Annotated in this window: 16 protein-coding genes and 1 riboswitch; of the genes, 9 read left to right on the top strand and 7 right to left on the bottom strand. The window is 74.1% G+C overall.

The window, feature by feature from the left end; translation table 11 throughout:
* Positions 1 to 88: 88 nt before the first annotated feature.
* On the bottom strand, positions 89 to 1,138 hold the full coding sequence (locus tag V1L54_RS26305; RefSeq protein WP_330120636.1) for a methyltransferase: 1,050 nt from the start codon (positions 1,136 to 1,138) through the stop codon (positions 89 to 91).
* A gap of 311 nt (positions 1,139 to 1,449) precedes the next feature.
* Between V1L54_RS26305 and V1L54_RS26300 the strand changes: the two genes are divergently transcribed.
* Both V1L54_RS26300 and V1L54_RS26295 read left to right on the top strand, forming a co-directional pair.
* Entirely contained in the window at positions 1,450 to 2,739 is a 1,290-nt protein-coding gene (locus V1L54_RS26300; protein WP_330120635.1) for a hypothetical protein, read from the top strand.
* 143 nt (positions 2,740 to 2,882) lie between these two features.
* Positions 2,883 to 4,433, top strand: coding sequence for a PQQ-dependent sugar dehydrogenase (locus V1L54_RS26295; protein WP_330120634.1), 1,551 nt, complete (start codon positions 2,883 to 2,885; stop codon positions 4,431 to 4,433).
* A gap of 234 nt (positions 4,434 to 4,667) precedes the next feature.
* Here V1L54_RS26295 and V1L54_RS26290 read toward each other — a convergent pair whose 3' ends face one another.
* Together V1L54_RS26290 and V1L54_RS26285 are read right to left on the bottom strand one after the other, a co-directional pair.
* A complete protein-coding gene (locus V1L54_RS26290; RefSeq protein WP_330120633.1) occupies positions 4,668 to 5,660 on the bottom strand; it encodes a helix-turn-helix transcriptional regulator in 993 nt (330 codons plus the stop codon).
* A gap of 166 nt (positions 5,661 to 5,826) precedes the next feature.
* Positions 5,827 to 6,255 (bottom strand): MmcQ/YjbR family DNA-binding protein, encoded by a 429-nt coding sequence (locus V1L54_RS26285; RefSeq protein WP_330120637.1) that lies wholly within the window; start codon positions 6,253 to 6,255, stop codon positions 5,827 to 5,829.
* Between the two features lie 70 nt (positions 6,256 to 6,325).
* Here V1L54_RS26285 and V1L54_RS26280 point away from each other — a divergent pair, with 70 nt between their 5' ends.
* Positions 6,326 to 7,549, top strand: a complete 1,224-nt coding sequence (locus V1L54_RS26280) for a saccharopine dehydrogenase family protein (protein ID WP_330120632.1) — start codon at positions 6,326 to 6,328, stop codon at positions 7,547 to 7,549.
* Between the two features lie 79 nt (positions 7,550 to 7,628).
* Here the strand turns inward: V1L54_RS26280 and mmpA are convergent, their stop codons facing one another.
* On the bottom strand, positions 7,629 to 7,811 hold the full coding sequence (mmpA, locus tag V1L54_RS26275; RefSeq protein WP_330120631.1) for a morphogenic membrane protein MmpA: 183 nt from the start codon (positions 7,809 to 7,811) through the stop codon (positions 7,629 to 7,631).
* A 245-nt stretch (positions 7,812 to 8,056) separates the two neighbouring features.
* Between mmpA and V1L54_RS26270 the strand changes: the two genes are divergently transcribed.
* Positions 8,057 to 8,632, top strand: a complete 576-nt coding sequence (locus V1L54_RS26270) for a helix-turn-helix domain-containing protein (protein WP_330120630.1) — start codon at positions 8,057 to 8,059, stop codon at positions 8,630 to 8,632.
* Positions 8,633 to 8,656: 24 nt separating this feature from the next.
* The gene (locus V1L54_RS26265) at positions 8,657 to 10,069 is read left to right on the top strand and encodes a CoA transferase (RefSeq protein WP_330120629.1); all 1,413 of its coding nucleotides are present in this window, start codon (positions 8,657 to 8,659) and stop codon (positions 10,067 to 10,069) included.
* A gap of 75 nt (positions 10,070 to 10,144) precedes the next feature.
* Here V1L54_RS26265 and V1L54_RS26260 read toward each other — a convergent pair whose 3' ends face one another.
* The gene (locus tag V1L54_RS26260) at positions 10,145 to 10,870 is read right to left on the bottom strand and encodes a DUF1707 SHOCT-like domain-containing protein (protein WP_330120628.1); all 726 of its coding nucleotides are present in this window, start codon (positions 10,868 to 10,870) and stop codon (positions 10,145 to 10,147) included.
* Positions 10,871 to 10,962: 92 nt separating this feature from the next.
* Positions 10,963 to 12,423 carry a glycine hydroxymethyltransferase gene (locus V1L54_RS26255; protein WP_330120627.1) on the bottom strand — a complete coding sequence of 487 codons (1,461 nt, stop codon included), beginning with the start codon at positions 12,421 to 12,423 and terminating at the stop codon, positions 10,963 to 10,965.
* Between the two features lie 31 nt (positions 12,424 to 12,454).
* Positions 12,455 to 12,549, bottom strand: a riboswitch (ZMP/ZTP riboswitch).
* A gap of 83 nt (positions 12,550 to 12,632) precedes the next feature.
* Here V1L54_RS26255 and V1L54_RS26250 point away from each other — a divergent pair.
* The gene (locus V1L54_RS26250) at positions 12,633 to 12,854 is read left to right on the top strand and encodes a dodecin (protein WP_330120626.1); all 222 of its coding nucleotides are present in this window, start codon (positions 12,633 to 12,635) and stop codon (positions 12,852 to 12,854) included.
* Between the two features lie 123 nt (positions 12,855 to 12,977).
* A complete protein-coding gene (locus V1L54_RS26245; RefSeq protein WP_330120625.1) occupies positions 12,978 to 13,304 on the top strand; it encodes a GNAT family N-acetyltransferase in 327 nt (108 codons plus the stop codon).
* A 99-nt stretch (positions 13,305 to 13,403) separates the two neighbouring features.
* On the opposite strand, the gene V1L54_RS26240 is transcribed toward V1L54_RS26245, so the two are convergent.
* Entirely contained in the window at positions 13,404 to 14,741 is a 1,338-nt protein-coding gene (locus V1L54_RS26240) for a ricin-type beta-trefoil lectin domain protein (RefSeq protein ID WP_330120624.1), read from the bottom strand.
* 419 nt (positions 14,742 to 15,160) lie between these two features.
* On the opposite strand from V1L54_RS26240, the gene V1L54_RS26235 reads away from it, so the two are divergent.
* Together V1L54_RS26235 and V1L54_RS26230 are read left to right on the top strand one after the other, a co-directional pair.
* Positions 15,161 to 16,177, top strand: coding sequence for a LacI family DNA-binding transcriptional regulator (locus tag V1L54_RS26235; RefSeq protein WP_330120623.1), 1,017 nt, complete (start codon positions 15,161 to 15,163; stop codon positions 16,175 to 16,177).
* 175 nt (positions 16,178 to 16,352) lie between these two features.
* Positions 16,353 to 18,029: an ABC transporter substrate-binding protein gene (locus V1L54_RS26230; protein ID WP_330120622.1), complete on the top strand. Its 1,677-nt coding sequence runs from the start codon at positions 16,353 to 16,355 to the stop codon at positions 18,027 to 18,029.
* Positions 18,030 to 18,032: the final 3 nt, after the last annotated feature.

Raw genomic sequence — 18,032 nt, 5'->3', positions numbered from 1 at the left:
CCCCCCCCCCCCACGGCCGGTGAACGCCGCGCCGCCTCCGCCCGCCGTCCGCGGTCCCGTCGGCGGGTTGCCGTGCCCTGAGCGGGGCTCAGGCCGGCACGAGCTCCAGGACATGGACCCGGGAGCCGGACGACGCGGTCGAGGCCGGCGTCAGCCCGGCCCGCTCGAAGAGTTTCCCGAACTCGTCGAGGCTGCGCTCCCGTCCGGTCGACAGCGCCATCATGTTCAGGTCCATCAGCGGTTCCAGACCGGGCGTGCCCACCTTGTCGACCAGGAGCTCCATCACCAGCACGCGTCCGCCGGGCCGGAGGGCCGCCCGGCAGTTGCGCAGGATGCGCACGCAGGCGTCGTCGTCCCAGTCGTGCAGGACGAACTTCAGCAGGTGCACGTCCCCGGGCGGCACCTCGTCGAAGAAGTCGCCGCCGACGAAGGTGAACCGGTCCGCGACGCCCATGCTCACCGCGGAGGCCTCCGCCTCGGCGGCCACGTGCGGGAGGTCGAGGACCACCCCGGTCAGGCCGGGATGCCGCCGCATGAGCGTCTGGACGAGGTTTCCGCCCGCGCCGCCGACGTCCACGGCGACCCGGGCGTCCCTGAGGTCGATCACGTCCGCCAGCTTGTGGGCCAGGCCGCGGGTCATGGCCGTCATGGCGTTGGTGAAGACCTCGGCCTCTCCCGGGTGGGCGGCGAGCCAGTCGAAGACGGGCGCGCCGAGGGCGGCCTCCGTCTGGGGGGCGCCGGTGCGGACCGCGTCCGCCAGCCGTCCCCACGGCAGCCAGTGCGACTCGGCCCCGCCCCACAGTGCCAGGTCCCGCAGGGAGCCCGGGGCGTCGGAGCGCAGGGTGTCGAGCAGGGGCGTACCGGTGAACCGCCTCCCGTCGGCGGAGGCGGCCAGGCCCAGGGAGGCGCACGCCCGCAGGAACCGGAAGGCCGAGTCGGGGTCCAGGGACTCCGCCTCGGCCACCTCCGCGGGGGTGGCGCCGTCGGGGTGCAGGTGATCGGCGATACGCAACTCGGCTGCGGTGCGCACCACCTGGGTGACCCAGTAGCCGGTCATCATCTGGAGCATCCGCCCCGTGTCGTCCACCGGCCGTCCGCCGGCACCCGCCGCGACGAAATCGTGCTCGAACAAAGTCATGCGTCGAGCTTCGCGCTCCGGAGGTGCTCCGGCGTCGTCCGCCGAGAGGAACGCCGACTAGGCCGCCGGACATAGTCCCGCCGGCGTCGGCGTGGTACTCCCATCGGCCCCTCCGCGCAGCCCCGGTCACCCCGGCGGGTGCGGGCAGGCCGGACGTGGCGGTTGCCACAGCCGCCCCGTCCCTGTCTCCTCCGGCAGGAGCCCGGATCCTTCGGGACGGCTGTGACAGCGGTGGCGGTCCGGGCACCTCCGGCGCGGCCTGCGCGTATGCCGTGCAGGAAGTCGTACGCGGAGACGGGGCGGGAGGGCCGATGAACGAGACACCGCCACAGCGGTGGCTGCGGGACCACGCGTTGCTGGCGCTCCGCATCAACCGGCACATGGCCGGAGCCGCCACAGGGACGGTGCTCGTCTACCGGGGGCCTCGGAAGTGGAGCGAGCAGGTGGCGGCCGAGGCACCGGTGCCGCCCGGACGGCTGGCCGAGGACGCCGAGGCACTGCTGGCCGGGCTGCACGGGACGGACGGCGGCCCGGTCACGCCCGGACGCGTCCGCTACCTGTCCGCCCAGGTGCGGGCGATGCGGGCGGTCGCCCGGCAGCTGGCCGGGCGGGAGCTGCCGCTGCCGGAGTACGCCCGCGCGTGCCTGGGTGTGCCGGTGGAGCGGCTGCCGGAGGAGTTGTTCGAGGAGGCACACTCCCGGCTGGACGCCGCGCTGCCGCGCGGCACCGGCTCGCTGCACGAGCGGCTGGAGAGCTGGAAGACGGCCCACTCGCTGCCGCCGGAGGAGCTGGCGGACCGGCTGCCGCCGCTGGTGGGCCGGGCAGTCGCCGAAACCCGGCGGCGCACCGGTGCGATCGTGCCCCTGCCGGAGGGCGAGGAGGTGCGCTGCCGGATCGTGCCCGGCGCGCTCTTCCGGGGTGCGGGCGACCACGAGGGCGGGCTGCGCTCGACCCTCTACATCGGCGGCGGCCGACCGTTCAACCTGGCCGACCTGCTGTACGTCGTCGCGCACGAGGGGCACCCCGGCCACATCGCCGAGTCGCTGCTCAAGGAGCGGGTGCTGGTGGAGGAACGGGGGCTGCTCGACCAGCGGGTGCGGTTCATGCTGGCGCCCGCCTTCGTGATCAGTGAGGGGCTCGGGCTGCACGCTCAGGAGATCGTCTTCCCCGGTGACGAGGCCCAGAGATGGCTGACCGACCACGTCCTGGCCGCGCAGGGCACGGCCTCGGACGGCAGCGACTTCGCCGCGATCCACCGGGTGCAGAACCTGTTGTTCGGGGTGTGGGCCAACGCCGCGCTGCTGGCCGCCGAGGGCCGTCCCGGCCACGAGGTCGCCGCCTACCTGTCCCGCTGGGCACTGCTCTCCGACGCCGAGACGGCGGCGGCGATGGGTTCCCTGAAGGCGACGGGCATGGCGCTGTACATCTTCGCCTACTTCCACGGCTGGCGGTTGCTGGACTCCTGGCTCGCCGTCCCGGACCGCAGCGCCAGGGTGCGACGGCTGCTTACCGAGCAGCTCCTGCCGTCCGACCTGACAGCTGCGGCCGGACCGGAGGACCGGAAGTCACGGGAGAAGCCTGGTGTGCGGGCGGACGAGTAGGTACGGTCCGACGGGCGTACCGGGACGTGGAGTTCGGGCCGGTCCCGTCGGTTCCGGCCGGGCACGGCTCACGGCGGCCGGCGGGCCTGCGGCCCGTGCCACGCCCCTCGCGCCAAGGAGACACCCCCACCCCTGGAGCCGATGTGTTACGACGCCGCTGGACCGGCGCGCTGCTGCTGGCGCTCCCCCTGGTCCTGATCGCCCCCCTGTCCGCGTCCGCCTCCCCACCCGCAGCCCCGTCCGCCGCGGCCTCGGCGTCGCCCGCCGCCGCCCCGGCGCCGCTGGAGGACGTCACCGCGTCCACCGTCCAGGTCGCCTCCGGTCTGCGGCGCCCCACCGCGCTCGTCGCGCCCGACGACGGGACGGGCCGGCTGTTCGTCACCGAGAAGGCCGGCACCGTCCGCGTCTACCACCCCGACACCGGCCTCGCGGCGGACCCGCTCCTCGACGTCTCCGAGGTGGTGGACATGTCGGGCAACGAGCGCGGACTGCTCGGCATCGCCCTACCGCCGGACTTCGCCGACAGCCAGGAGCTGTACCTGGCGTACACGGCGCTGCCGGACGGCGCGGTGACCCTGGCCCGCTACCGGCTCGGCGACGGCGGCGGCCTGGAGAACCTGCTGTCCCAGGAGCACTCCGAGTACAGCAACCACAACGGCGGCCAGCTCGCCTTCGGCCCCGACGGCCACCTGTACTGGAGCATCGGCGACGGCGGCGGCTCCGGCGACCCCTTCCGCAGCGGGCAGCGGCTGGACACCCTGCTGGGCAAGATCCTGCGGATCGACGTGAGCGGAAGCTGCGGCGAACTCCCCTACTGCGTGCCGGAGGACAACCCGTTCGCCGGGGTCGAGGGCGCCCGCGAGGAGATCTGGCTGTACGGGCTGCGCAACCCGTGGCGGTTCTCCTTCGACAGCGCGGACGGCTCGCTGTGGGTCGGTGACGTCGGCCAGGGCCGCTGGGAGGAGATCAACCATCTCGCCCGCGGGCAGGGCGGGCTGAACCTCGGCTGGTCCTGCTACGAGGGCCTGGAGGTGTTCGAGCAGGAGCACTGCCTGCCCGACGCGGAGTACACCGAGCCGGTCTTCACCTACCCCCTGGGCCACGACGGCAACTGCGCGGTCATCGGCGGACACGTCTACCGCGGCGAGGAGTTCGCCGACCTGGTGGGAGGCACGTACATCGCCACCGACTACTGCTCCTCCACCATCTGGGCGCTGCGCGAGGACGGCGACGGCGGCTACCTCCAGGCCGAGATCGGGAAGACGGCCACCCAGGTGACGGCGATCGGCACCACGCCGGAGGGCGAGTTCTACGCCGTCAACGACCTGCCCGGCGGCCTGCACCGGGTGGTCTTCGAGGAGGCCGGCCAGACCGAGCCCACCTGCCGGGTCGACTACGAGGCGACCACCTGGGGCACCGGACTGACCGCCGAGATCACCATCACCAACACCGGCACCGAGCCGGTCACCGGCTGGACGCTGTCCTTCGCCCTGCCCGAGGGCCAGCGCGTCGTCGGTGACTGGAACGCCACCTTCGCCCAGGCCGGCACCGTCGAGGTGGGCAACGCCGAGCACAACGGGACGATCCCGCCGGGCGGCAGCGTCAGCGTCGGCTTCGTGGCCTCCCACACCGGTGACACGTCCGCGCCGGAGGAGTTCTCCCTCAACGGGGACGCCTGCGCCGTCGGCGACTGACCGTACGCCGCGGGTCGCGGGGCACGCGCCGTACGTCGCCCTGCCCTGCCCCGGGCCAGGGACCGGCCCGGGGCAGGGCGGGCGAGGGCTCTCGACGCGCCCGCCGTCGGGCGACGCCCGGTCAGGCGGCGTCCTCCCGCGGGTGGTCGGCGGCGAGGGCCGGAGCCCGGCCCGGGCCGGTGGAGCAGCCGGTGGCGAACCGGACCGGTGCACCGCCGGCCCGGGTGCCGGAGGTCATGCGGAACGGTCCTCCGTGGTCCCGCCCGTGGTGCTCGCGGCGCCCGTGCTGCTCGTGGCGCTCCCCGCGGCGGGCCCGTCCTCACCGGACGGGCGCGGGGCGCCGGCGGAACCGGCGGCCGGTGCGGCGTCGGCCCCGGTGGCGGCGAGGCTGCCCAGCAGGTCCAGTGCCTGCTCGGACGGGCTGCCCGGTTCGGCGTGGTAGACGACCAGCTGCTGGCCGGGCGCACTGTTCACGGTCAGCGACTCGTAGTCCAGCGTCAGCTCCCCCACCAGCGGGTGCCGGAAGCGCTTGGTCTCGTGGGTCTTGCGGCGGATGTCGTGGCGCGCCCACAGCCTGCGGAACGTCTCACTCCGCAGCGACAGTTCGCCCACCAGTTCGATCAGCCGGGGATCGGACACCTCGGTGCCCGCCGACGCCCGCAGGGCGGCGACGGTGTTCTCCGCCACCTGCTCCCAGTCGGGGTAGAACTCCCGCGCGTCCGGGTCGAGGAACACCAGCCGCACCAGGTCGCCGCTGTGGGTGTGGCCGTCGAACAGGGCACGGCCCAGGGCGTTGTGCGCGAGCACCTCCAGCCGTGGGCCGAGGATCACCGCCGGGGTGCGGTGCCAGCCCGCCATCAGCCGCAGCAGCTGCGGGCCGACCCGCTCCCGCCGCCGCGCGGCGGGGCGGCGGCACCGGCCGGGCGACGGGTGCGCCAGCCGGTGCAGATGGGCCGTGGCGTCCTCCTCCAGGCACAGCACCCGGGCCAGCGCGTCCACCACCTGCGCCGAGGGGCTGCGTTCCCGGCCCTGCTCCAGCCGTACGTAGTAGTCGGTGCTGACCCCGGCCAGCATCGCGACCTCCTCGCGGCGCAGCCCCGCCACCCGGCGCCGGTCACCGGGCGGCAGGCCCAGGTCCTCGGGGCGTACGAGCGCGCGGCGGGCCCGCAGGAACTGCCCGAGCGGGTTCTCGGTGTCCGTCGCGTCCTTGGCGTCCTTGGCGTCCATGCGTTCGACCGTACGGCCGGGCGGGAGAGAAGGGGAGCCGGAAGGGTGGGCGGGATACTCCTACGATCCGCTCTCCCGGGGAACGCGCGGCCTGGTTGCCCGGCCGGGCCGCCCGCACGGTGTGGGCATGACGGACTCGTCCGCCACGGCACCGCCCGGCCGCCGCTCAGGTGCCGGGCGGCGGCGGGCGTTCGGCGTCGAGCAGCGCGACGGTCCGTCTCGGCGCGACGGTGCGGTAGCTCTCCTCCGCCCAGTCGCACAGCAGCTCCGGCGGCGGCGCGCCGGGCCCGCCCAGCGGTATCGTCACCCAGCCCGCCCGGCCGAGCCCGTAGCCGGTGGGCACCGCGCCCGGCACCGCCATCGCATGGCCGTGGGCCCCGGGGTCGGTGAGTTTGACGGTGATCCCGGGCGGGGAGCCGCCCTCCTCGCGGTCGAGGAAGACGAAGATCTTCCGGTGCACCTTGACCACGGACTGTCCCCAGGGGAAGTCCTCCCAGGCCCCGGGCAGCGCCAGGGCGAACTCCCGCACCCGCTCCCGTACCGCCCGGGAGCCGGGACGGGGCCCGGCCCGCTGCGCTGCCCGCTGTTTCGTCATACGGTCGGCCATGAGGTCCACCGTAGGGCCGGGCACCGACAGACCGCCGTCCGCACACCTCGGGAGCAGCATGCCGACAGCACAGCCGACGCCCCGGAGGAACGACCGCGGTGACGACCGCGAGCACGACGTGGTGCTGTTCGGCGCCACCGGCTTCACCGGTCGGCTGACCGCCGAGTACCTGGCCGCGCACGCCCCCGGCGGCTGCCGCTGGGCGCTCGCGGGCCGCAACCGCGAGAAGCTGCTGCGGCTGCGCGAACACCTGGCCGGGATCGACCCGGCCTGCGCCGAACTGCCGCTGCTGCACGCCGATGTCACCGATCCCGCCTCACTGCGCGCGGTCGCCGCCGGCACCCGGGTGGCGGCCACCACCGTCGGCCCGTACCTCCGCCACGGGGAACCGCTGGTGGCCACCTGCGCCGAGGCCGGGACGGACTACCTGGACCTGGCGGGCGAGCCGGAGTTCGTCGACCTGATGTACCTGCGCCACCACCTGCGGGCACGGGAGACCGGGGCGCGGCTGGTGCACTCCGCCGGCTTCGACTCCGTGCCGCACGACCTGGGCGTGCTGTACACGGTGCGGCAGCTCCCCGAGGGGGCGCCGCTGCGGACCGAGGGCTTCGTCCGTCTCCGCGGCGACGCCTCCGGCGGTACGTTCGACTCCCTCCTGACCGCCTTCTCCCGCCTCCGGCAGACGGCCCGGACGGGGCAGGAGCGGCGCCGGGCCGAGCCGCGCCCGGCCGGGCGGCGGATCAGCACCCGGGCGGACCGGCCGCACCGCAGCCGCGCGGCCGGGATGTGGGCGGTCCCGCTGCCGACCATCGATCCGCAGGTGGTCGGCCGGTCGGCCGCCGCGCTGGAGCGCTACGGCCCGGACTTCCGCTACAGCCACTACCTCGCCGTCCGCCGGCTGCCGGTGGTGGCCGGCCTCCTGGCCGGCGCCGGGGCGCTCCTCGCGTTCGCCCAGCTCCCGCCCGCGCGCCGTGCGCTGTCCGCCCGGCTGGCCCCGGGCACCGGGCCGGACGCCGAGCGGCGGGCGGGGAACTGGTTCAAGGTCCGCTTCTACGGGGAGGGCGGCGGGCAGCGGGTGGTCACCCAGGTGTCCGGCGGTGATCCGGGCTACGGGGAGACGGCGAAGATGCTGGCCGAGTCGGCGCTGTGCCTGGCCCTGGACGAGCTGCCGGAGACCTCGGGGCAGGTCACCACGGCGGTGGCGATGGGGGACGCGCTGACCGGGCGGCTGGAGCGGGCCGGAATCGCCTTCCGGGTGCTGTCCCGGGACGGGGAGGTCTGAGGGGACGGCACCACCGGGATACGGCGGCCCCGGCGGAGCGCCGTTCCGCCGGGGCCGCCGACGGGGCCGGGCGTCCCGGTCAACCGCCCAGCGCCCAGCTGCCTATGACGTAGACCATGCCGACCAGCCACGCCACGGCGAGCGTGCCCGCCAGTGCGAACGCCACGGTGAGACCGCGCTCGAGGCCGCGCCGCCCGGCACCGAACGGGACGGCAGTGGTCATTTCCGGGTGTACGTGGGTGTTCTCCATGATCCGTTCCATGCCTTCCAGGGTGCCGTGAACAGCCGGGCCCAAACATCCGTACGGGTACTCAGCCGCGTTGTCGATCAACGTACTCACGGGCACTGACAACCGGATCCTGATGCGGACCCCCGGGCCTCCGGCATTCGGACCGGCGCCCATGCCGGCGGCGACGCCCCGGCGGGACCGGCCGCCCGCCGGCTCCCGGCCCGGGCACCACGGCGCCCGGGTTGCAATGTTTCTTGCCGGTTCGGCAGGCTGGCCGGATGGCAGACGAACTCGACGACGTCCTGTCCGCCGTGGGGCCCCGACTGCGGGCACTGCGGCGGCAGCGCGGCATCACCCTCGCCGACCTCTCCGTGACCACCGGCATCTCGGAGAGCACGCTGTCGCGGCTGGAGAGCGGCCGGCGCAAGCCCAACCTGGAGCTGCTGCTCCCGCTGGCCCGGGCGTACAGCGTGCCGCTCGACGAACTGGTCGGCGCCCCGCACACCGGGGACCCGCGCATCCACTTCCGCCCGGTGCGCCGCCACGGGCGGACGTTCATCCCGCTCACCCGGCGGACCGGCAGCCCGCAGGCCTACAAGGTGATCATCCCGGCCCGGCCGGACGCGGAGCCGGAGCCGAAGAGCCACGAGGGCCACGAGTGGCTCTACGTCCTCAGCGGCAGACTCCGGCTGGTGCTGGGCGACCGGGAGCTGGTACTCAGGGACGGCGAGGCCGCGGAGTTCGACACCCATGTCCCCCACTGGCTGGGCTGCGCCGGGAACACCCCGGTGGAGTTGCTCATCCTGTTCGGCAGCCAGGGCGAGCGCGCTCATCTGCGCGCCCGCACCGGGTAGCCGCCGAAGCGGCACAATGCCCGCATGGAGCAACGGTCGTGGGCCCCGCTGTGGGCCGCGCTCGGCGGCGATCCCGCCCTGCCGGAACGGGTCCGGCACGTCCGCCGCGGCGGCCCGGCGGGCCCGCTGCCCGCCCGGCTGCCGGTGGCGGAGCTGGCCCGGTCCGCGGTGGCGGTGTGCGCCCTGGCCGCCGCCGAGTGGGCGGCGTGCCGCACCGGGGGCGCCGTTCCGGCCGTGACGGTGGACGACGGCGCGGTGGCCACCGCGTTCACCAGCGAGCGGCACCTGCGGGTCGACGGCCGCCCGGCGGCCGTGTTCGCCCCGCTGTCCCGCTTCTGGCGCACGGGAGACGGCCGGCTGCGCACCCACGCCAACTACCCGCACCACCGCGCCCGGCTGCTGGCCGCGCTCGGCGTGCCCGGCAGCGCGGCCGGGGGCGCCGGGGAAGACCTCGTCGAGGCCGTCGCCACCGAACTCGCCCACCGCCGCGCCGAGGAGGTGGAGGAACTGGTGTACCGGGCGGGCGGGCTGGCCGTCGCCGTGCGCACCCCCGGGCAGTGGGCGGCGCATCCGCAGGGCGCGGCCGTGGCCGGGCTCCCCCTGGTGGGGTACGAGCGGCTGGACGGCACCCCGCCGCCCGCGCCGTACGACGGCGACGGCGGGCCGCGCGTACTGGACCTGACCCGGGTCATCGCCGGTCCCGTGGCCACCCGCACCCTGGCGCTGCTGGGCGCCGACGTGCTGCGGATCGACGCGCCGCACCTGCCCGAGAGCGCGGACGCGCACGCCGACACCGGATTCGGCAAGCGGTCGGCGCTGCTGGACCTGGGTTCCCCGTCCGGCCGCCGCACCTTCGAGGAACTGCTGGCCGCCGCCGACGTGGTGGTCACCGGCTACCGCCCGGGCGCCCTGGACCGCTTCGGACTGTCGGCCGGGGAGCTGGCCGCGCGGCGGCCGGGGCTGGTGGTCGCGGAGCTGAGCGCCTGGGGCGGGGCCGGGACCGGCCCGTGGGGCGGCCGGCGGGGCTTCGACAGTCTGGTGCAGGCGGCGAGCGGCATCGCGGTGGCCGAGGCGGGGCCCGGCGGCGCTCCGGGCGTCCTGCCCGCGCAGGCCCTCGACCACGGCACGGGCTATCTGCTGGCCGCCGCGGTGCTGCGCTCGCTCACCGGCCGGCGGCGGTACGGCGGCACCCACCGGGTGCGGCTGTCACTGGCGCGTACCGCCCACTGGCTGCTGCACGAGCTGCCGGGACGGACGCCGGAGCCGGAGCCGGCGGGCGCGCCGGGCGGCCACGACCCCGCGCCCTGGCTGACCGGGGCCGACAGCCCCCTCGGGCGGCTGCGCCACGCCCTGCCGCCGGTGGAGTACGAGGGCGGGCCCCGTACCTGGTCCCGCCCGCCGGGGCACCCGGGCGCGGACGAGCCGGTCTGGCGCTGAGCGGCACGCGCCGGGCCGCGGCCCCGACGCTCGAACGGCCACGGTGAGACGTCCGGACGGCGCAGGCGGGTCCGGTCAGTGCGGCCGCCCGTGACCATGGCCGTGACCGTGACCATGGCCGTGACCGTCCTCCGGCCCCTCGCCGTCCCGCGGTTCCCCCCGCCGTCCGCGCAGCTCCTTCTTCTCCCTCCGGCGCCGTTTCAGTTCCCGCTGGTCGGGCTTGCGCTCCGTGCCGACGCCGCCCCAGAACGCCAGACCGGTGACCACCACGCGCGGCGCGCCCGGCTCCCCGGCACCGACGGCGTTGTGGTCGAAGCCGCCCATGATGCCGATGCCGCGCACCTCGACCTCGGCGTCCTCGGGGACGGTGACATGGATGCCGCCCATGATCGCGAAGCAGCGGATCTCCACCTCGCGGTCCTCGAAGCGGGCCTCGCGCAGGTCGATCTCGCCGCCGCCCCAGAAGGCGAAACCGGTGAAGCGGCGGGGCGCGGTCCACGGGCCCTTGCGCACGAAGCCGCCCATGATCGCCACCCCGCCCCGGGAGGTGGGCCGGCCGCCGAAGCGCTCGGTCCAGCGGCGGCGGCCGGGCCCCTCGGGCTCCGGCCGCCCGGCCCCCTGGGGCAGGTCACGCACCAGGGGCGCCAGTTCCCCCTGGGTGCGGGCCCGGTAGGCGGAGTCCAGCCGCTCCTGGAACTCCGCCATGTCCAGCCGTCCCTCGGCCATCGCCTCCCGCAGCACCTCGGCCACACGCTCCCGGTCGGCGTCGGAGGCCCTCATCTCGGGCAGATCCTCGGTCATGGCGGAAGGTTACGCGCCGGGCCCGCACCGGGCCGGACCGGTGCGGACCCGGATCGGTCGGGCCGGGTGCCGGGGCGGGGCACCGGACCGGATCAGCCCAGATCCACCTGCGGGTACAGCGGATGGCCGGCCAGCAGGTCGGCGGCGCGCCCGGCGACGGACTCGGCGACCTTCGGCTCCAGGGTGTACTTCGCCTTCGACGGGGCGCCGGCCGCGGTGGTGCCCGGCTCGGCGGCGGTGAGGGCGGTGTGGATCAGGTCGGCGACCTCGTCCATCTCCGCGGTGCCCAGTCCGCGCGTGGTCAGCGCCGGGGTGCCGACGCGGATGCCGGAGGTGTACCAGGCGCCGTTGGGGTCGCGCGGCACGGCGTTGCGGTTGGTGACGATCCCCGAGTCCAGCAGCGCCTCCTCGGCCTGGCGGCCGGTGAGGCCGTAGCCGGTGACGTCGATGAGCACCAGGTGGTTGTCGGTGCCGCCGGTCACCAGGGTCGCGCCGCGCCGGGTCAGGCCCTCGGCGAGGGCGGCGGCGTTGTCCGTGATGCGCTGCGCGTAGGTGCGGAAGTCCGGCTGCCGGGCCTCGGCCAGGGCGACGGCCTTGGCGGCCATGACGTTGGGCAGCGGGCCGCCGAGCACCATGGGGCAGCCGCGGTCGACGTGCTCGGCGAGCGTCTCGTCGCACAGCACCATGCCGCCGCGCGGGCCGCGCAGGGACTTGTGGGTGGTGGTGGTGACGATGCTGGCGTGCGGCACGGGGTCGAAGTCGCCGGTGAACACCTTGCCCGCGACCAGTCCGGCGAAGTGCGCCATGTCGACCATCAGGGTGGCGCCGACCTCGTCGGCGATCTCCCGCATGATCCGGAAGTTCACCTTGCGGGGGTAGGCGGAGTAGCCGGCCATCAGGATGAGCGGGCGGAACTCGCGGGCGGCGGCGCGCACCGCGTCGTAGTCGAGCAGGCCGGTGGCCGGGTCGGTGCCGTAACTGCGCTGCTCGAACATCTTGCCGGAGATGTTGGGGCGGAAGCCGTGCGTGAGGTGGCCGCCGGCGTCCAGCGACATGCCCAGCATCCGCTGGTCGCCCAGCTCGCGCCGCAGGGCCGACCAGTCCGCCTCGGTCAGGTCGTTGACGTGCTTCGCCCCGGCGCGCTCCAGGGCCGGGGCCTCCACCCGCTGGGCGAGGACGGCCCAGAAGGCGACGAGGTTGGCGTCGATGCCCGAGTGGGGCTGGACGTAGGCGTGGTCGGCGCCGAACAGCTCGCGGGCGTGCTCGGCGGCGAGCGCCTCGACGGTGTCGACGTTGCGGCATCCGGCGTAGAAGCGGCGGCCGACGGTGCCCTCGGCGTACTTGTCGCTGAGCCAGTTGCCCATGGCCAGCAGCACGGCCGGGGAGGCGTAGTTCTCGCTGGCGATCAGCTTGAGCGAGGCGCGCTGGTCGGTGATCTCGGCGGCGATGGCGTCGGCGACGCGCGGCTCGACGCGCCGGATCACGTCCAGGGCGCCGGCGAAGGCGGTGGACTCGGTGGTGCGCGGCGGGGGTCCGGTGAATTCGGCGGCCATGAGGGCCCTCCTCGACGTCCTGTGCGGCAGTCCGGGCGGCCCAGGCGCACGGCACTTCCTCGCACGGGGCGAGGGCCGCTCCCCGATGGTCGATCCCATCCCCACGCGCCAGTCACGGCCCGTTCGCGAGCCTAGCACTCGCGGACCGCCCGGCCATGGGGCACGGTGAAGGGGAACCAGCTCTTCCCCCACGTTCACAGGAGGTCACCATGAGCGACCACGTCTACCGGGTGTCCGAGATCGTCGGCACCTCGCACGAGGGCGTCGACCAGGCGATCCGCAACGGGATCGAGCGCGCCTCGCAGACACTGCGCCATCTGGACTGGTTCGAGGTGACCCAGGTCCGCGGCAACATCGCGGACGGCCGGATCGAGCACTACCAGGTCGGGCTGAAGGTCGGCTTCCGGCTGGAGGGGCCCGAGTCGGACTGATCCGCCCACCCCCGGAGTGGACATAACCGCGCATACTGGCGGGAAAGGAGTAGGAACGCCGCCGCGTGGCACTCTTGTGGCCATACGGAAATGCGCGAATCGGTCATCCCGGGAGGGACGCAGATGGCCACGACAGCCACCAACACCCCGGTCACGATCGTCGACGCACCGTCCCGCGGGCGGTTCGAGGCGCGGATCGGCACGACGCTCACCGGCTTCGCGGACTACGTCCGCGACGGCGGGGTGGTTCACTGCCCGCGGGTGGTGGTGTCCCGGCCCTTCCTGGGGCGGGGCATCGGCGACCGGCTCGCCCGGGCCCTGCTGGACGACGCGCGGCGCCGGGGTCTGCGGGCGCGGCCGGAGTGCCCGTTCGTCGAGCAGTGGATCGAGCTGCACCCCGAGTACCGGGATCTCGTCGCCGCCGGCCCGGAGGACTCCGCGGCCGGATGACCGCCGGGCGGCCGGCGGGCGCGGCCGGCGGGCGGCTGCCCGCCGGCCGCACCCGGTCACCGTGCGGTCACCGCCGGTCCGTGCCCCCGCGGGGCCGGATCACGGGGCGGTCCACTTCTGGTTGGCCTGCCCGGAGCAGGTCCGGATCTGCGTCTTGGTGCCGTTGGCGGAGTTGCCGTCCTTCACGTCCAGGCACTTGTCCGCGTTGGGGTTGACGATGTCCCGGGCGGGGGTGACGACCCACTGCTGGGCCGCGCTGCCGTTGCACTCCCACAGCTGCACCTTGGTGCCGTCCGCGGTGCCGGCGCCGGAGACGTCCAGGCACTTGCCGAGCGCGCGGATGGTGCCGTCGCCGGCGACGGTCCAGCGCTGGGCGGCGTTGCCCTGGCAGTCGTGGATCTGCACCGGGGTGCCGTCGGCGCTGTCGCCCCAGGCCACGTCCAGGCACTTGCCGGCCAGGCCGGTGATCTGCCCGGTGCGCCCGCCGCTGTCGCCGGTGCCGCCCTTGGTGACGCGGACGTAGTCGACGACCATCTTCTGCGGGAAGGAGGTGCTCGCGTCGGGCAGCCCGGGCCAGTCGCCGCCCACCGCGAGGTTGAGGATCAGGAAGAACGGCTTGTCGAACACCCACTGGTCGCCGCCCAGGTCGGCCGGGGTGCGCCGCTGGTAGACCTGGCCGTCCACCGACCAGGTGATGGAGTTCGGGGACCAGTCGACGGCGAAGGTGTGGAAGTCGTCGGCGAACGCCCGGCCGTTCGGGAGGGTGTAGCCGGCGCCGATGCCCTCGCCGCCGGAGTAGCCGGGGCCGTGGATGGTGCCGTGCACGGTGCCCGGCTCGTAGCCGACGTTCTCCATGACGTCGATCTCGCCGCTCCTGGGCCAGCCGACGTTCGGGTCGCCGATGTCCGCGCCCAGCATCCAGAACGCTGGCCACATGCCCTGGCCCCGCGGGACCTTGATGCGGGCCTCGACGTGGCCGTAGGTGGTGGTGAACTTCCCGGCGGTGTTCATCCGGGCGGAGGTGTACTCGCACCGGCCGTACCAGCACTGGTAGTCGCGCGGGTTCTCCTTGCGAGCGGTGATCACCAGGTTGCCGACGCCGTCGAGCGCGGCGTTGGCGTTGCCCGGGGTGTAGTACTGCCGCTCGTGGTTGTTGCCGCTGTTGTCACCGGTCTCCAGGGTCCACTTGGCGCCGTCGACTGCCGCGCCGGCGGGGCCGTCGAAGTGGTCCTCGAACAGCACCTCGGCGGCGGCCTCGGCCGAGGTGCCGGAGGAGGCGGCGGAGGATCCGGCGGAGGCGGTGCCGTTGACCGTCACGGCCACGGCCGCGGTCGCCAGGGCCGCCACGGACGCCCAGACCCGCAGGCGGCGGCGTCCCGTCCGCCGCGGTGGGGACGGGGACTCGGAGGTGTGGGGGGCGTGGGGGGCAGGGTTCATGATCACCGCTTTCGTCTGTCGCGCGGTACCGGCAGTGGGGGGCCGGCACGGGTGCGGGCGGCCGGCGTCGGCCCGTCCCGCGGTGGGGGCACGCCGGACGGCGCGGGTGGCAACCCCCCGCCGTCCGGGCTCAGTTCAACCGGTGAGTCAACTCCTGGGTAACCCGGGTCGTCAAGGGCTTGGACAAGACCAATGACTTCAAGTTATGAACATGAGAGCGCTCTTGAGAGCGCTCTCAGATCGTTGCAACCAATTTTTACGTGAAGTCTTGACGGCAGTCCCCGCGGCCGTTTGACTCCCTGCCCATGTCCGGGACCGGTCCCGGGACCGGTGCCGCACGGGCCGCCGCTCCCGTTCCCGCCACTGTCCCGGTCAGCCGAGCCGCCCCGTCCGCCGCGCCGACCCGCCGAGGAGTGTCCATGCGCGTCACCATCGCCGATGTCGCCCGTGCGGCCGGGGTCAGCAAGTCGACCGTCTCCCGGGTACTCAACGCCAAGGGCGAGGTGGACGCCGGGACCGCCGAACGGGTGCGCGCCGTCATCGCCCGGCTGGGCTATGTGCCGAGCTCACGCGCCGTCGAACTGGCCCGGGGCCGGGGCCGTACGGTCGGGGTGCTCGCGTCCTCCCTCAGCTGGCCCTGGACCGCCGAGGTCGTCCAGGGAGCGCTGGACACCGTCGAGGCGGCCGGATACGGGCTGCTGCTGTTCACCCGCAACCACGGCCGGAGGTCGATGGCGCGGTTCGCCGGACAGATCTCGGCGGCCGCGTTCGACGGGCTGCTGGTGGTCGGGCCGCAGGATGCGCTCGACCCCGTCGCCGCGGCGCTCCGCCCGGACCTGCCCGTCATGCTGGTGGACGACCGCACCGACCGCCCGCGGTTCCCGTCGGTGACCGCCGCCAACACCCTCGGCGGCGAGCTGGCGGCGCGTCACCTGCTGGCCCTGGGGCGCCGGACGCCCCTGGTGGTCACCGGGCCGTCGCGGTTCGGCTCCGTGCGCGAACGGCTGGCCGGCTTCCTCGGAGTCCTCGACGCCCACGGCGTGGAGCACGACCCGCGCCGCACGGTGGAGGGCGACTTCACCGAGCGGTCCGGCGAGGAGGCGGTGGCGAAGCTGCTCGCCGACGGCACCGTCCCGGACGCCGTCTTCGCCCACAACGACCTCTGCGCGGCGGGCGCCCTGCGGGCCCTGCGCGCGGCCGGTCTGCGGGTGCCCGGGGACGTGGCCGTGGTCGGCTTCGACGACATCCCGCTCGCCGCGTACACCGATCCGCCGCTGACCACCGTCCGCCAGCCGCTGCGGGCGATGGGCGAGGCGGCCGCCGCACTGCTGCTCGCCCGGGTGGACGGCGGCCCGCCGTCCACCGGGCCGGTGGTCCTGCCCGCCGAACTGGTGGTGCGCGGCTCCGCCCCCGCGCCCCTTCCCCGGACCCCCTAGCCCCCTCTGGACACCACCCCCCACCGCACCGAACCCGTATCCGATTCCGATCCGCCTGTCCCGCTTCGAACCACTCTTGAGAGCGCTCTCAGCGTTCCGAGAGCGCTCTCAAGAGCCCGGTGGCCGACCGTCCCGACATCCGGCGGCCCCGGAAGAACCACAGAGGAGAAAGACCATGAGAGTACCGGCCCGGACCAGAGCCGCCGCCGCGGCGGCCCTGAGCGCCACCGTCCTGCTCGCCGGCTGCACCGCCGGCGCCCCCGGCTCGGGCGGCGCCCAGGCCAAGGGCGGGAAGGGCGTGCTCACCGTCGGCATGCCCAACGGCCCGCAGACCAACAACAACAACCCATTCCTGAACACCTCCGCGGGCGCCTCCCTGGGCTACCGCTACATGATCTACGAGCCGCTGGCCATGGTGAACATCGTCCGTCCCGCCGAGGAGCCCAAGCCCTGGCTGGCCAGCGAGTGGACCTGGGCGGACAACTACAAGAAGCTCACGCTCACCGTCCAGGACGGGCCCACCTGGTCCGACGGGAAGAAGCTCACCGCTGAGGACGTGGAGTTCACCTTCAACCTGCTGAAGGACAACTCGGCGCTGAACATCAGCGGCGTCCCGTACGGGGGCGTCACCCGCAAGGGGAACACCGTCGAACTGACCTTCCCCGAGTCGCAGTTCGTCAACCAGAGCAAGATCCTGACCACCTTCGTCGTGCCCAAGCACGTCTGGTCGAAGGTGGAGAACCCGGAGACCTGGCCCAACAAGGAGCCCGTCGGCACCGGCCCGTACACCCTGAAGACCTTCACCCCGCAGACCGTCACCCTCACCGCCCGCGACTCCTACTGGAAGGACGCGCCGGAGGTGAAGGAACTGCGCTACACGTCCTACAACGACAACAACGCGCAGACCACCGCCCTGGCCAACGGCGACTGCGAGTGGACCTTCGTGTTCACCCCGGACTACAAGAAGATCTACGTCTCCAAGGACCCGGAGCACAACAAGCTCTGGTTCCCCTCCGGACTGGGCGTCCACGGCCTGTGGTTCAACACCGAGAAGAAGCCCTTCGACGACCCGGCGCTGCGCCGCGCCATCAACCACGTCGTCGACCGGGAGGCCATCCACGTCCGGGCGCAGGCCACCCTCTATCCGAAGATCGAGAGCGTCACGGGCCTGCCGCTCCCGGCCGGTGAGCCCTTCCTCGCCCCCGAGTTCAAGGGTGAGAAGCAGACCGTGGACGTCGAGGCGGCCGAGAAGGAGCTCGAGAAGGCCGGCTACACCCTGTCCGGCGGCGTCCTGAAGGACCCGGACGGCAAGCCGGTGACGATGACGCTCACCGATCCGGCGGGCTGGTCCGACTACCTCACCGGTCTGGCGATCATCAAGGACAACGTCAAGAAGATCGGCATCGACGCCAAGATCAAGACCCAGACGGCGGACGCCTGGACCGCCGCGGTGAACAACGGCGACTTCGACGCCACGCTGCACTGGACCAACAGCGGCGCCACCCCGTACGACATGTACCAGAACATCATGGACGGCGAGCTGTACCAGCCGCTGGGCAAGCCCTCCCCGGCCGGCAACTTCGGCCGCTTCCGCGACGAGAACGCGACGAAGGCCCTGCGCGAGTACGCCAACGCGAGCGACGACACCACCCGCGCCGAGGCCATGAACGAGCTCCAGAGGATCATGGTCGAGCAGGTGCCGATGGTCGCCACCGCCGCCGCCCCCATCGGCGCCGAGTACGTCACCCGCAACTGGACCGGCTGGCCCTCGGAGTCCGACCCGTACGCCCCGCCGCAGCCCACCCAGCCCAACGCGCTGGACATCGTGCTGAACCTGAAGTCCGCCTCCTGACCC

This window comes from Streptomyces rubellus, assembly GCF_036323805.1.
GTDB lineage: Bacteria > Actinomycetota > Actinomycetes > Streptomycetales > Streptomycetaceae > Streptomyces.
Note: the sequence above shows the minus strand (reverse complement) of the source record. Positions and strands in the feature narration are given on the sequence as shown.